15 protein-coding genes are annotated in these 12,964 nt (G+C 73.5%); 10 read left to right on the top strand and 5 right to left on the bottom strand.

Translation table 11 applies throughout. The features are described 5' to 3' along the window. Both ACQP04_RS31445 and ACQP04_RS31440 read left to right on the top strand, forming a co-directional pair. On the top strand, nucleotides 1-384 hold the full coding sequence (locus ACQP04_RS31445) for a DUF742 domain-containing protein (RefSeq protein WP_037046423.1): 384 nt from the start codon (nucleotides 1-3) through the stop codon (nucleotides 382-384). Further along, a complete protein-coding gene (locus ACQP04_RS31440) occupies nucleotides 368-934 on the top strand; it encodes a GTP-binding protein (RefSeq protein ID WP_433504127.1) in 567 nt (188 codons plus the stop codon). The genes ACQP04_RS31445 and ACQP04_RS31440 overlap by 17 nt, the downstream gene beginning before the upstream one ends. A gap of 140 nt (nucleotides 935-1,074) precedes the next feature. On the opposite strand, the gene ACQP04_RS31435 is transcribed toward ACQP04_RS31440, so the two are convergent. Next, nucleotides 1,075-1,338, bottom strand: coding sequence for an acyl-CoA carboxylase subunit epsilon (locus tag ACQP04_RS31435; protein ID WP_433504126.1), 264 nt, complete (start codon nucleotides 1,336-1,338; stop codon nucleotides 1,075-1,077). Then, the gene (locus ACQP04_RS31430; RefSeq protein WP_433504125.1) at nucleotides 1,335-2,972 is read right to left on the bottom strand and encodes an acyl-CoA carboxylase subunit beta; all 1,638 of its coding nucleotides are present in this window, start codon (nucleotides 2,970-2,972) and stop codon (nucleotides 1,335-1,337) included. The genes ACQP04_RS31435 and ACQP04_RS31430 overlap by 4 nt, the downstream gene beginning before the upstream one ends. A gap of 222 nt (nucleotides 2,973-3,194) precedes the next feature. On the opposite strand from ACQP04_RS31430, the gene ACQP04_RS31425 reads away from it, so the two are divergent. Genes ACQP04_RS31425 through ACQP04_RS31415 form a run of 3 tightly spaced genes read left to right on the top strand, consistent with a single transcriptional unit; the run spans nucleotide 3,195 to nucleotide 5,469 of the window. Further along, nucleotides 3,195-4,037 carry a biotin--[acetyl-CoA-carboxylase] ligase gene (locus ACQP04_RS31425; protein WP_433504124.1) on the top strand — a complete coding sequence of 281 codons (843 nt, stop codon included), beginning with the start codon at nucleotides 3,195-3,197 and terminating at the stop codon, nucleotides 4,035-4,037. Between the two features lie 21 nt (nucleotides 4,038-4,058). Next, nucleotides 4,059-4,544, top strand: coding sequence for a PH domain-containing protein (locus tag ACQP04_RS31420; RefSeq protein WP_433504123.1), 486 nt, complete (start codon nucleotides 4,059-4,061; stop codon nucleotides 4,542-4,544). Continuing rightward, a complete protein-coding gene (locus ACQP04_RS31415; protein ID WP_433504122.1) occupies nucleotides 4,537-5,469 on the top strand; it encodes a hydroxymethylglutaryl-CoA lyase in 933 nt (310 codons plus the stop codon). The genes ACQP04_RS31420 and ACQP04_RS31415 overlap by 8 nt, the downstream gene beginning before the upstream one ends. 97 nt (nucleotides 5,470-5,566) lie before the next feature. On the opposite strand, the gene ACQP04_RS31410 is transcribed toward ACQP04_RS31415, so the two are convergent. Continuing rightward, nucleotides 5,567-6,043 (bottom strand): MaoC family dehydratase, encoded by a 477-nt coding sequence (locus ACQP04_RS31410; protein WP_433504121.1) that lies wholly within the window; start codon nucleotides 6,041-6,043, stop codon nucleotides 5,567-5,569. A 26-nt stretch (nucleotides 6,044-6,069) separates the two neighbouring features. Beyond that, a complete protein-coding gene (gene hisN / locus ACQP04_RS31405) occupies nucleotides 6,070-6,888 on the bottom strand; it encodes a histidinol-phosphatase (protein ID WP_433504120.1) in 819 nt (272 codons plus the stop codon). A gap of 54 nt (nucleotides 6,889-6,942) precedes the next feature. Between hisN and ACQP04_RS31400 the strand changes: the two genes are divergently transcribed. The 3 genes from ACQP04_RS31400 (at nucleotide 6,943) to ACQP04_RS31390 (ending at nucleotide 10,459) form a co-directional block, all read left to right on the top strand. Next, nucleotides 6,943-7,599, top strand: coding sequence for a response regulator transcription factor (locus ACQP04_RS31400; protein WP_037046442.1), 657 nt, complete (start codon nucleotides 6,943-6,945; stop codon nucleotides 7,597-7,599). Nucleotides 7,600-7,602: 3 nt separating this feature from the next. Beyond that, nucleotides 7,603-8,874, top strand: coding sequence for an ATP-binding protein (locus ACQP04_RS31395; RefSeq protein WP_433504119.1), 1,272 nt, complete (start codon nucleotides 7,603-7,605; stop codon nucleotides 8,872-8,874). 640 nt (nucleotides 8,875-9,514) lie between these two features. Further along, entirely contained in the window at nucleotides 9,515-10,459 is a 945-nt protein-coding gene (locus ACQP04_RS31390) for an alpha/beta fold hydrolase (RefSeq protein ID WP_433504118.1), read from the top strand. A 6-nt stretch (nucleotides 10,460-10,465) separates the two neighbouring features. On the opposite strand, the gene ACQP04_RS31385 is transcribed toward ACQP04_RS31390, so the two are convergent. Then, nucleotides 10,466-10,999: a GtrA family protein gene (locus ACQP04_RS31385; RefSeq protein ID WP_433504117.1), complete on the bottom strand. Its 534-nt coding sequence runs from the start codon at nucleotides 10,997-10,999 to the stop codon at nucleotides 10,466-10,468. An 82-nt stretch (nucleotides 11,000-11,081) separates the two neighbouring features. Between ACQP04_RS31385 and ACQP04_RS31380 the strand changes: the two genes are divergently transcribed. Then, nucleotides 11,082-12,320 carry a 5-(carboxyamino)imidazole ribonucleotide synthase gene (locus ACQP04_RS31380; protein WP_433504116.1) on the top strand — a complete coding sequence of 413 codons (1,239 nt, stop codon included), beginning with the start codon at nucleotides 11,082-11,084 and terminating at the stop codon, nucleotides 12,318-12,320. Then, nucleotides 12,317-12,823: a 5-(carboxyamino)imidazole ribonucleotide mutase gene (purE, locus tag ACQP04_RS31375; RefSeq protein WP_433504115.1), complete on the top strand. Its 507-nt coding sequence runs from the start codon at nucleotides 12,317-12,319 to the stop codon at nucleotides 12,821-12,823. The genes ACQP04_RS31380 and purE overlap by 4 nt, the downstream gene beginning before the upstream one ends. Nucleotides 12,824-12,964: the final 141 nt, after the last annotated feature.

Below are 12,964 nucleotides of genomic sequence, written 5' to 3'. Positions count from 1 at the left end.
GTGCGGGACGGAACGGCGGACGACCAGCCCGTCAGACGGGCGGGCCGGGTCGTCCCGGTCTACGCGGTCACCGGCGGGCGGACCCGCTCGGCCGGCAAGGAGCTGCCCGTCGAGGCGCTCGTGACGGTCACGCACTCGGGCCGGCACGCGGCCGACCTGCAGCTGGAGTACCGGACGATCCTCGGCCTCGCCGCGGCCCCGGTCTCGCTGGTCGAGATCGGTGCGGCCCTGCAGGTGCCGGTGGGCGTGGCCCGGGTGCTGGTCGGCGACCTCGCCGACGCCGGCTACGTCGCGGTGCACCTGCCGCAGGTCGGGGGCGACGGTGCCCCCGGCCCCGAGATCCTGGAGAGACTGTTGGAGGGGCTCCGTGCGCGATCGGCGTGAGCTGTACCCGCTCAAGATCCTCGTGGCCGGTGGCTTCGGGGTGGGCAAGACGACCTTCGTGCGGTCGTTGTCGGAGATCCCGCCGCTGCTCACCGAGCAGACGATGACCTCCGCGTCGGTCGGCGTCGACGACACCGTCGCCGTGCCGGACAAGACCACGACCACGGTCGCGATGGACTTCGGGCGGATCACGGTCGACGAGTCGCTGATCCTGTACCTGTTCGGCACGCCCGGGCAGTCCCGGTTCTGGTTCATGTGGGACGAGCTGGCGCGCGGCTCGGTCGGCGCCGTCGTCCTGGTCGACCTGCGCCGGGTGGACGAGTGCTTCCCGGCGATCGACTACTTCGAGGACCGGCGGATCCCGTACGTCATCGGGGTCAACCGGTTCCCGGGCTCGGACGCGCACTCCGAGGACGACGTGCGCGACGCGCTCGCGCTCGCACCGGAGACCCCGGTGCTGTGGATGGACGCCCGCGAGGCCGACTCGAGTCTCCGGTCGCTGGTGGCGCTGGTCGAGCACGCGCTGTCGCGCACGGCCGTCGCGGGCTGACGCGCCGGGATCCTCCGGCGCGCGTCTTCATCACGGACCCCGCTCCTCGGCGACAGGGCTCCCACCCGCTCGGGTGGGAGCCCGTCGTCGTTCTCGGGGCCTTCCGGGTCCGTGCTCGGCTGGTCCGTACTGGGGGAGGATCAGCGGGGCAGCACCGAGGCGCGCCAGGCGCCCGGGCCGACGTCGAGCGGCCGGCGCACCCGGTCCGCCGGGTTCGACCAGAGGTCGCGCGCCTTCGGCGGCGGCGTGTCGCCACCGCTCGCGGCCGCCGCGAGGACCACGGTCAGCGCCGCCAGCTCCTCCGGCGTCGGGTCACCCTTGACGACCCGGAAGAGCGCGCGGCGCTCCTCCGGGGTCTTCTCGTCCACGTTCTCCCCCGCGCTGTCGCTCACGGCGTCGCTCACAGCGGGATGTTGCCGTGCTTGCGGGCCGGGCCCTGCTCCCGCTTGGTCGCGAGCATCCGCAACGAGCGGCCCACGTACCCGCGGGTGTGCGACGGCGGGACCACCGCGTCGATGTACCCGCGGTCGGCGGCGATGTAGGGGTTGGCGAGGGTGTCCTCGTACTCCTGCTGCAGCTCGGCGCGCTTGGCGGCGAGCTCGTCGCCCTCCAGGCCCTTGAGCTCCTTGCGGTACAGGATGTTGACGGCCCCGGAGGCGCCCGTGACGGCGATCTGCGCGGTGGGCCAGGCGATGTTGACGTCGGCGCCGAGGTGCTTGGAGCCCATGACGTCGTACGCGCCGCCGTAGGCCTTGCGGACGATCACGGTGACCTTGGGGACGGTCGCCTCGGCGTAGGCGTAGATCAGCTTGGCGCCGCGGCGGATGATGCCGTTCCACTCCTGGTCGGTGCCCGGCAGGAAGCCCGGGACGTCGACGAAGGTGAGGATCGGGATGTTGAAGGCGTCGCAGGTCCGCACGAAGCGGGCGGCCTTCTCGGAGGCGTCGATGTCGAGGCAGCCGGCGAACTGGGTCGGCTGGTTGGCCACGATGCCGACCGAGCGGCCCTCGACCCGGGCGAAGCCGGTCACGATGTTCGGCGCCCACAGCTCCTGGACCTCGAGGAACTCGCCCTCGTCGACCACCCGGTTGATGACCTCGCGGATGTCGTAGGGCGTGTTCGCCGAGTCCGGGACGAGCTCGTCGAGCTCGCGGTCGGTGTCGGTGATGCCGTCCTCGATCGAGCCCGCGGTGGGCTCGGGCGCCGGGTAGGTCGGCGGCTCGGACAGGTTGTTCGACGGCAGGAAGCTGAGCAGCTCCTTGACGTAGTCGATCGCGTCCTGCTCGTCGGAGCCGAGGTAGTGCGCCACACCGGACTTGGAGTTGTGTGCCCGGCCGCCGCCGAGCTCCTCCATGTCGACGTCCTCGCCGGTGACCGTCTTGATGACGTCCGGACCGGTGATGAACATGTGGCTGGTCTCGTCGACCATGACTGTGAAGTCGGTGAGCGCCGGGGAGTACACCGCGCCGCCCGCCGAGGGGCCCATGATCAGCGAGATCTGCGGGATCACGCCGGAGGCCCGCACGTTGCGGACGAAGATCTCGCCGTAGAGGCCGAGGGCGACCACGCCCTCCTGGATGCGGGCGCCGCCGCCGTCGTTGATGCCGATGACCGGGCAGCCGATCTTGGCGGCCACGTCCATGACCTTGACGATCTTCTCGCCGTAGACCTCGCCGAGGGAGCCGCCGAACACGGTGGCGTCCTGGGAGAACACGGCGACCGGGCGGCCGTCGATCGTGCCGGTGCCGGTGACGACGCCGTCGCCGAAGGGGCGCTTCTCCTGCATCCCGAAGTTGGTGGAGCGGTGCCGCACGAGCGCGTCGAGCTCGACGAACGAGCCGGGGTCGAGCAGCTGGTCGATCCGCTCGCGGGCGGTCTGCCGGCCCTTCGCGTGCTGGCGCTCCGCCGCCGCCTCGGAGGGCAGGGCCTCGGTGTACCGCTTGTACAGGTCGGCCAGCTTGCCGGCCGTCGTGTGCACGTCCGGCTCGACGTCCGGGGCGTTCGACGGGTCCCCCATCGGCTCCGTTGCAGCGCTCATGGCTGCGGAGCCTAACCCGGCCGTTACGCGCCCGGGCCGCCCGGCGGAGCGGTCTGCGTCACGTTCCCGCCGGTCACCCCGTCGGGCCCGGTCCGGCCGGGGTGCCGCCGGTCGATCGCTCGGCGCGCCGCTCGGCGCACCGGACGCGCCTCCGGCACCGTCGGGCGCCTTCACCACGCCTCGGGCCGGGAAGGGCGGCGCGTACGGAGATAGGTTCCGGCGGTGAGCACCACCGCGCCGCAGCCCTTCGACGAGCACGCGCTGCGACACGCCCTGCTCGGCCCCGCCGGGCGCTGGTCCCGGCTCGACGTCGTCGAGGAGACCGGCTCGACCAACGCGGACCTGACGGCGGCGGCCCTCGCGGGCGCCCCGGACGGCTCGGTGCTGGTCACCGAGCACCAGACGGCGGGCCGCGGCCGGCTCGACCGCACCTGGGAGGCGCCCCGCGGGTCGGGGATCGCCGTGAGCGTGCTGTGGCGGCCCGAGGGCATCCCGGCCGAGCGGCTCGGCTGGCTGCCGATGCTCGCCGGCGTCGCGCTGCTCGACGCGATCAGGGCCGTCGCGCCGGACGTCGCGGCCGGCCTCAAGTGGCCCAACGACCTGCTGCTCGGCCCCGACCGCCGCAAGGGCGCCGGGATCCTCGCAGAGATGACGCCGGTCTCCGGCGGCGGGCCGGGCGTCGTGCTCGGGATGGGGATCAACGTCGACGCCCCGGCCGGGACGCTGCCGGAGACCGCGACCTCGCTCGCCGCCGAGGGGGCCCGGGTGGACCGCTCGGAGCTGCTCGTCGCGCTCCTGCGCAACCTCGCCGAGCGCGAGGCGGCCTGGCGCGCCGCGGCGGGCGACGCCGACGAGTCCGGCCTGCGCGGCGACTACCGTGCCGGCTGCCTCTCGCTCGGCTCCGAGGTGCGGGTCGAGATGCCCGGCGGCTCGGCGCTGGTCGGGATCGCCGAGGACGTCGACCCGCAGGGCCACCTGCTCGTCCTCGAACCCGACGGGCACCGCCGCGCGATCGCGGCGGGCGACATCGTGCACCTGCGACCGGCGGACCGTCCCGACGCGTGATCCCCCGGATACGGTGGGTGGGTGGCCTATCCGGACGAGCTGCTGGTCGAGGGCGAGCGGGTGGTGCTCCACACCCGACCGCACTGGAAGATGCTGGTGCTCCCGGTGCTGGTGTTCCTCGTGGTGGTCGGCGCGGCGTCGTTCCTCGCGGCGCTGGTGAGCGCGCAGAGCTGGGCGCCCGTCGCGTGGGTCGCGCTCGCCGTCGTCGGAGCGGTGCTGGTGGGGCGGTTCACGGTGCTGCCCTTCGTGCGCTGGCGGACCACGCACTTCGTCGTGACCACCCGCCGGGTGCTCGTCCGCGAAGGGGTCCTCTCGCGCAGCGGCATGGACATCCCGATGTCGCGGATCAACACCGTGCAGTTCCGGCACACCGTCGCGGAGCGCATGCTGGGGTGCGGGACGCTCGTCATCGAGTCGGCCTCCGACGAGCCGCTGGAGTTCACGGACGTCCCCGCCGTCGAGAAGGTGCATTCGCTGCTCTACCAGGAGGTCGCCGACGATGCCTGAGCTGCCCATGACCGTGCCCACCGCGGGGCTGCCCGCGCACGTGACGATCTACGAGGTCGGCGCGCGGGACGGGCTGCAGAACGAGAAGGCCGTCGTGCCGGTCGAGGTGAAGGCCGAGTTCCTGTCCCGGCTCGCCGACGCCGGTCTGACCACGCTGGAGGCCACCAGCTTCGTGCACCCGAAGTGGGTCCCGCAGCTGGCCGACGCCGCCGAGCTGCTCGCCGCGCTCGACCGGCGGCCGGGCGTCGACTACCCCGTCCTGGTGCCCAACGACCGCGGCCTCGACCGCGCGATCGAGGCCGGCGTGGAGCACGTCGCCGTGTTCGCCAGCGCCACCGAGACCTTCGCGGCGAAGAACCTCAACCGCACCCTCGACTCGCAGTTCGACATGTTCGAGCCCACCGTGAAGCGGGCCCTCGACCACGGGATGCGGGTGCGGGCGTACGTCTCCATGGCCTTCGGCGACCCGTGGGAGGGCGCGGTCGAGCCCGCACAGGTCGCGGCCGTCGGACGGCGGCTCATGGAGATGGGCTGCTGGCAGCTCTCGCTGGGGGACACGATCGGCACCGGCACGCCCGGGCACGCCGAGGCCGTGATCGACGCGTGCGTGGCGGCGTCGGTCCCCGTCGACGGCATCGCCGTGCACTTCCACGACACCTACGGCCAGGCCCTGGCCAACACCCTCGCCGCCCTGCGTCGCGGCGTGACCACGGTCGACGCCTCCACGGGCGGGCTCGGCGGCTGCCCGTACGCGAAGTCCGCCACCGGCAACCTCGCCACCGAGGACCTCGTCTGGATGCTCGACGGGCTGGGCATCACGCACGGCGCGCACCTCGACGCCCTCGTCGGGACCAGCGTGTGGATGGCGGGGAAGCTCGGCCGCCCCTCACCCTCCCGCGTGGTCAAGGCGCTGTCCGGCGACTGAGGCCCATGATCGTCGTCCGCAGGCGACGGCGGCCGTGCAGGCAGCCGCAGATGCACGCGACCGCCGATCCCTGAGCCCGTCGACGTGGTCGACGGGCTCAGGGGCGGGGGTGCTCCCGCGAGCCGAACATGCCGGTGAAGCGGGCGCGGTAGACCACGTCCTCGCTGTCGGCAGCGCCCCGGCGCATCCAGGCCCGCAGGGTGATCAGGCCCATCCACGGCTTCGACGACGACCGCCGCGCCTCGAGGATCTCGAGCGAGGCGAACAGCTCGTCGCCCGCGAAGACCGGCGCCGGCCAGGCGATCTCGTCGCCGCCGGGGGAGCCGAGGGCGGTCGAGCGCAGCAGGAGGTCGTCGACGTAGAGCCGCATCCACAGCCCGGCCGTGAACCAGCCCGACGCGGCGAGCTGGCCGAAGATCGACTCCTTGCCCGCGGCCTCGTCGAGGTGGAACGGCTGGGGGTCGAAGCGGCGGGCGAACTCGACCATCTCGTCGTGGTCGACGGTCACGGAACCGAAGTCGAAGACCCGGCCCGGCGTGAGGTCCTCGAACGCGATCTCGGGAGCATCCGGCATGAACGAACGTTAACCCGCGCCCTGCCTCAGCCCGCCCCGAGGATCGTCACAGCGGCATCGTGCAGCAGGCCGTTCGACGCGATCCCGTTGCCGCCGGCGAAGCCCGGCCGGCCCTGCAGGTCGGTGAGCCGGCCGCCGGCCTCCTCGAGGATCGGCTGCACCGCGGCGAGGTCCCACGCGTTGGCCTCCGGCTCCACGGCCAGGTCGATGACGCCCTCGGCGACCAGGCAGTGCTGCCAGAAGTCGCCGAAGGCCCGCGTCTCCCAGCAGGCCGCGGTGAGCGCGAGCCAGCCGTCGAGCAGGCCGTGCGCGCGGAAGGTGTTGAGGTCGGTGGTCGAGACGTAGCAGTCGGCCAGCTCGGCCACCCCGGTGACGGAGATCCGCCGCGACTCCCCGCCCGGGCGGTCGCTCGTCCACGCGCCGTGGCCGGCGGCGCCCCACCAGCGCCGGCCCAGCGCCGGGGCGCTCACCACGCCCACGGTGGGCAGCCCGTGCTCGGTCAGCGCGATCAGCGAGGCCCACACCGGCATCCCGCGCGAGAAGTTCTTGGTGCCGTCGATCGGGTCGAGCACCCAGCCGCGCCCACTCGGCGGCAGCGCGTCGAGCGAGCCGCCGCGCTCCTCGCCGAGCACCGCGTCCCCGGGCCGCTGCCCGCCCAGCGCCGCGCGCAGGGCATCCTCGGCGGCGGTGTCGGCGTCGGTCACGGGCGTGCGGTCCGGCTTGCGCGTGACCCGGAGGTCGGTCGCGCGGAAGCGCGGCAGGGTGATCGCGTCGGCGATGTCGGCGAGCTGGAGCGCGAGGGCGAGATCCGCCCGCGTGTCCGAATCGGTCCCGGTGGAGGTCACGGGCGGGGAGCATGCCACGCGAGCCCGGGTGCGGACGGGCCTAAGCTCACCCACGTGACCACCGTCCTGTTGGCGGAGGACGACGCCGCGATCGCGGAGCCGCTCTCCCGCGCCCTGCAGCGCGAGGGCTACGAGGTGGACGTCGCCGCCGACGGCACCACCGCGCTGGAGACCGTCCGGCAGGGGCACGTCGACCTGCTGGTCCTCGACCTGGGCCTGCCCGGCATGGACGGGCTCGAGGTCTGTCGCCGGCTGCGGCCCGACTTCCCCGACCTCCCGGTGCTGATGCTCACCGCGCGGACGGACGAGGTCGACTTCGTCGTGGGCCTCGACGCCGGCGCCGACGACTACGTCGGCAAGCCCTTCCGCCTCGCCGAGCTGCTCGCCCGCGTCCGCGCCCTGCTGCGCCGGCTCACGCCCGAGACCGTCGAGGTCGGCGGGGTCCGGATGGAGCTCTCCGGCCGCCGGGTCCTGGTCGACGGCGAGGAGGTCGGCCTGGCGAACAAGGAGTTCGAGCTGCTGCGCGTGCTCCTGCTGCGGGCCGGGCAGGTCGTCACCCGGGAGGAGATCCTGCGCGAGGTGTGGAACGACCCCGACATGAAGACCTCCAAGACGCTGGACATGCACATGTCCTGGCTGCGCCGCAAGATCGGCGGCGAGCGGCGCATCGCGACGGTGCGCGGCGTCGGTTTCCGGTTCAACCACGGCTGACGCGTGCGCCGCCGGATCCTGCTCTCGACGCTGTTCGTCGTCGCGGTGACGGCGCTGGTCCTGGGCGGGCCGCTGGCCTTCACCACCTGGCGGCTGGTCGACGACTTCACCCGCGCCGAGCTCATCCAGCGGCTCGAGCAGATCGACGACCGGCTCGACGACAAGCCGCCGGGCACCCCGCTCGACTCGGCCGCGATCGCCCTGGCCGTGCCCGCCGGCGGCGAGCTCGTCGTCGACGTCCCCGGCGTGCCGGTCCAGCGGGTGGGCACCGTCGAGAGCCCCGACATCCTGTCCGAGTCGCTGCCCTTCGGCCAGGGCGGCACGATCACGCTCTCCGAGCCGATCTCCGTCATGCGCACCCAGCAGCTCCAGGTCGTGGTGATCGTCATGCTGCTGGTCGTGCTGTCCGTGGGCACCGGCGCGGTGGTCGCCACGGTCACCGCCCGGCGGCTGGCCGAACCGCTGCTCGACGTCGCCGAGCGGGCCGCGCGGCTCGGCGCCGGCGACTTCCGCCGGACCCCGCTCCGCCACGGCATCCCCGAGCTCGACCGGGTGTCCGACGTGCTCGACACCTCGGCCGGCGCCCTCGCCGATCTCGTGCAGCGGGAGCGTGCGCTGGTCGGCGACGTCTCGCACCAGCTCCGCAGCCGCATCACCGCACTCACGCTGCGGCTCGACGAGCTCTCCACCCATCCCGACCCCAGCGCCCGCCGCGAGGCCCTCGCCGCCCTGGAACAGACCGAGAAGCTCTCCGAGGTGCTCGACGAGCTGCTGGAGGCCGCCCGTGCCGCGCGTGCCGCAGGGGCGGAGCCGATGGACCTGCGCTCGGGTCTCACCGAGGTGGCCGACGAGTGGCGCCCCGCCCTCGAGTCCGCCGGGCGGCGGCTCAAGCTGCGGGTCCCGGAAGGCCTGCTCGCCCGGGTCACGCCCGCGCGGATCCGGGAGGCCGTCGGCGCCCTCGTCGACAACGCCCTGCAGCACGGTGGCGGCACCGTCACCATCTCCGCGCGGGAGGGGGCGAACATGCTGGTCGTGGAAGTGAGCGACACCGGCGCCGGGATCCCGGAGGAGCTGGTGCCGCACGTGTTCGACCGGGGGGTCTCGGTGCAGTCGTCGACCGGGTTGGGGCTGGCCCTGGCCCGCGCGCTGGTCGAGGCGGACGGTGGGCGGTTGGAGCTCTCCCGCGCCCGCCCCCCGACCTTCACGATCTTCCTCCCCGCCGCCCGCGCCGACGACGTGGTCGGCACTCCCCGCCCCGCCGTCACCCCCCGGTAGGAGTCGCGGGGCGGGTCCGGCGGTCGGGTGGCGAGGGGCACCACTCCGGCCGCGGTTGCGCCTCCGCTCCGGCCGGCAGCGCATCTGCTGAGCCCCTGGCGCACCCGCTCGGGCTATCGCACATCCGCTTTGGCCGGTGGCGCATCCAGTCGGGCGCGGCACACCCGCCCGAGCGTGGTCTCACACCCGCCGTGTCGGTGGCACAGGTCGTCGACAGGATGTATCGCGCCTCGTCGGGTGTGTCGGCCCTCCTGGATCATGGGCGCCTCGCCGTCCTCGCGGCGCTCCGCCCAGCGATCGCCGGCGCGGATTGCCGTCGCCACACCCTCTCGGCCCTTCCACAGGGCGTCGACCGGGTGTGGCGCGGTACCGGCGATGGTGCGACGGGGTGCCGACGGGTGTGTCAGGTCGACACGAGTCCGGTCCTGGGCCCCACCGCCCCCGAAGCGCGCCTCCACCAGCAGCCCACCACGAACCGACCGCCCGCACACCCACCCCGCCCTCCCACAACCCGTCGACCGCGTGCGACGCGGAAGGGGCGGGTGTGCGGCCGGGGTCGGAGGGGTCTGCCGCCGACGAACTCCGGCCGTCGCCCGACCAGCCACCACTACCTGAACGCCCGCTCGGTTACGGTGCGGGTATGGCGGAGCGGACGGTCGAGGTGGGCGACGGGGTGCGGCTGCGGGTCACCGAGGAGGGCTCGGGCCGGCCGGTGATCCTGGCGCACGGCTTCCCGGAGCTGGCGTACTCGTGGCGGCACCAGCTCCCGGCGCTCGCGGCCGAGGGCTACCGCGCCGTCGCGCCGGACCAGCGGGGGTACGGCGGCTCCTCGCGCCCCGAGCGGGTGGAGGACTACGACATCCACCACCTCACCGGCGACCTCGTCGCGCTGCTCGACGACCTGGGCGAGGAACGGGCCGTGTTCGTCGGGCACGACTGGGGCGCCATGGTCGTGTGGAACCTGGCGCTGCTGCACCCCGAGCGGGTCGCGGGGGTTTGCGGGATGAGCGTGCCGTTCGTGCCCCGCGCGCAGCGGCCGCCGACGGAGATCTGGCGCGAGAAGCTGGCCGGGAAGTTCTTCTACATCCTGCACTTCCAGCAGCCGGGCGTCGCCGACGCCGAGATGGCCGAGGACCCGACGCTCACGATGCGCGGCATGCTCAGCGGCCTGGTCGCCGGGGACGGGACGAGGCTGATCGGCGCGGACGACGGCCGCGGGATCGTCGAGCGGCTGCCGCAGCCGGAGTCCCTGCCGGACTGGCTCACGCAGGAGGAGCTCGACCACTACGCCGCGGAGTTCGCGCGCACCGGGTTCACCGGAGGGATCAACTGGTACCGGAACTTCGACCGCAACTGGGAGCGCACGCCCGAGGTCGCCGGGGCGCACGTCACGGCGCCGAGCTTCTTCCTGGCCGGCGACGCCGACCCGGTGCTGCGGATGACGCCGCCGGACCGGCAGGCGGAGTATCTCGACGACCTGCGCGGGGAGATCCTGGTCGAGGGGGCGGGGCACTGGGTGCAGCAGGAGCGCCCGTCGGAGGTGAACGCCGCGCTGCTGGGCTTCCTGAGCGCGATCGACTGGTGAGCCGGCCTACTGCCCCAGCTCGTCGAGGTGCTCGGGGACGGTGACCTGGCGGCGCACGTTCTCGTCCGGGAACACGAACCGGCGGAAGGCCCACCAGCGGAACGCCATGCCGACGAGCGTGCCGAGGATCTGCCCGCTGACGAAGTCCGCGACCTCCTGGGCGAGCAGCGACACCTCGGGCACCTGCAGGTGGAACACGTAGCGCGAGGCGGCGAGCGGCGCGGAGTACATCGCCACCCCGAGCCCGCTGACGACGAAGAACAGCAGGGCCTCGTGATGCCGCTCACGGCCGCCGCGGGTCCGGAAGGACCACTCGCGGTTCATGACGTACGACACGATGGTGGCCACCAGCACTGCCATGATCTTGGCGGTGAGCGGCTTGGTGTCCAGCACCGTCGTCTTCAGGACCAGGAAGACCACCGTGTCGATCACCCACGTCGCCCCGCCGACGATCGCGAACTTGAGCAGCTCCCGGTGCTTGATGGCGATGCCGCGGAAGGGCTCGGGGATGAGCGCCAGCGTCGTCTCGACCAGGGACACTCGATCGATCGTGCCAGAGCGCCGCAGCGTACCGGCGTCCGGCCCGGGTCTCCCGCGTGTCGGTGGGTAGGCTTCTCCGACCGTGAGCACCTCTGCACCGCGCCGGGACTTCCCGGTCGTCGGGATGGTCGGCGGGGGCCAGCTGGCCCGGATGACGCACCAGGCCGCGATCGGGCTGGGCCAGTCGCTGCGGGTCCTGGCCGTCAAGCCGGACGAGCCCGCGCCCCTCGTCGCGCCGGACGTCGTACCGGGAGGGGCGGACGACCTCGCCGCGCTCGAGGCGCTCGCGGTCGGCTGCGACGCGGTGACGTTCGACCACGAGGGCGTGCCGCAGGAGCACCTGCGCGCGCTGGTCGCGAAGGGCGTGCCGGTGCGGCCGCACCCCGACGCCCTGCAGCACGCCCAGGACAAGCTCGTCATGCGCCGTCGGCTGTCGGCGATGGGGCTCCCGGTGCCGGCGTTCGCCGAGATCACCGCGCCCGAGCAGATCGACGCGTTCGCCGCCGAGCACGGCTGGCCCGTCGTCCTCAAGGCCGCCCGAGGCGGGTACGACGGCCGCGGCGTCTGGTTCCTGCGCGACGCAGATCCCGATCTCGTCCGCGAGCTGCTGGTCGCCGGCACCCCGCTGCTGGCCGAGGAGGCCGTCACCATGCGCCGCGAGCTGGCCGCGCAGGTCGCGCGCTCGCCGTTCGGGCAGGCCGCCGCGTGGCCCGTCGTCGAGACGGTGCAGGAGGCCGGCCAGTGCGTCGAGGTCCTGGCGCCCGCGCCGGACCTGTCCGAGGAGCGCGCGCTCGAGGCCCAGTCGCTCGCCCTGCGGATCGCACAGGAGCTCGACGTGACCGGGCTGCTGGCCGTCGAGCTGTTCGAGACCGCCTCCGGGCTCGTGATCAACGAGCTGGCGATGCGCCCGCACAACTCCGGGCACTGGACGATCGAGGGCGCCCGGACCTCGCAGTTCGAGCAGCACCTCCGCGCGGTGCTCGACTACCCGCTGGGCACGACCACGATGACCGCGCCGGTCGTCGTCATGGCGAACGTGCTCGGCGCGGACCGCGCGCCGGAGATGAGCGTCGACGAGCGCATCCACCACCTCTTCGCGCGGTTCCCGGACGTCAAGGTCCACCTCTACGGCAAGGGCGAGCGGCCGCTGCGCAAGGTCGGGCACGTCAACGTCCTCGGCACCGACCTCGCCGAGACCCGGCGCAAGGCGGTCCTCGCGGCGCAGTGGCTGTCCACCGCGGAGTGGACGGACGGCTGGTCGGTGCACGACGGGGCCGCCGTACCCGCGGAGGTCCCCACCGAGACGGGAGCACGGGTGTGAGCGCGCGCGTCGGCGTGATCATGGGCAGCGACTCGGACTGGCCGGTGATGGAGGCCGCCGGGGCCGCCCTCGCCGAGTTCGACGTCGAGTACGAGGTCGGCGTGTACTCCGCGCACCGCACCCCGCAGCGGATGCTCGACTACGCCCGGGACGCCGCGGGCCGGGGGATCCAGGTGATTATCGCCGGGGCCGGCGGCGCCGCCCACCTGCCCGGCATGGTCGCCGCCGCGACCCCGCTGCCGGTGATCGGCGTGCCGGTGCCGTTGAAGGTGCTCGACGGGCTCGACTCGCTGCTGTCGATCGTGCAGATGCCCGCCGGGGTGCCGGTCGCCACGGTCGCGGTGGGCAACGCGCGCAACGCCGGCTTGCTCGCCGTGCGGATCCTCGCCGCGGCCGATCCGGAGCTGCGTGCGCGGATGGAGAGCTTCCAGTCCGCGCTCGAGGAGATGGTGCTGCAGAAGGACGCGGCGCTTCGCGAGAAGGCGTCCGGGCCGGCCTCCTGATCACACTCCCCAATTTCGTGGCGCGCGGCGGCCCCGCAGTCGTAGGGTGGCGGTACACGAGAAGGGAGGTGGTCCGACGTTGATTAGCGACAGGACTCGTGAGGTGGCTGTCCGCTAGGCACCAACAGGACGTCTTCCTGA

This window comes from Pseudonocardia halophobica, assembly GCF_050948485.1.
GTDB classification, from domain to species: domain Bacteria; phylum Actinomycetota; class Actinomycetes; order Mycobacteriales; family Pseudonocardiaceae; genus Pseudonocardia; species Pseudonocardia halophobica.
This window is presented reverse-complemented; position numbering and strand designations above follow the sequence as displayed.

What these genes read in the sequence shown, in the direction of transcription:
- ACQP04_RS31430 (WP_433504125.1), bottom strand. Translation starts at nt 2,972, where the DNA reads ATGAGCGCTGCAACGGAGCCGATGGGGGACCCGTCGAACGCCCCGGAC.
- ACQP04_RS31415 (WP_433504122.1), top strand. Translation starts at nt 4,537, where the DNA reads ATGCCTGAGCTGCCCATGACCGTGCCCACCGCGGGGCTGCCCGCGCAC.
- ACQP04_RS31410 (WP_433504121.1), bottom strand. Translation starts at nt 6,043, where the DNA reads ATGCCGGATGCTCCCGAGATCGCGTTCGAGGACCTCACGCCGGGCCGG.
- ACQP04_RS31390 (WP_433504118.1), top strand. Translation starts at nt 9,515, where the DNA reads ATGGCGGAGCGGACGGTCGAGGTGGGCGACGGGGTGCGGCTGCGGGTC.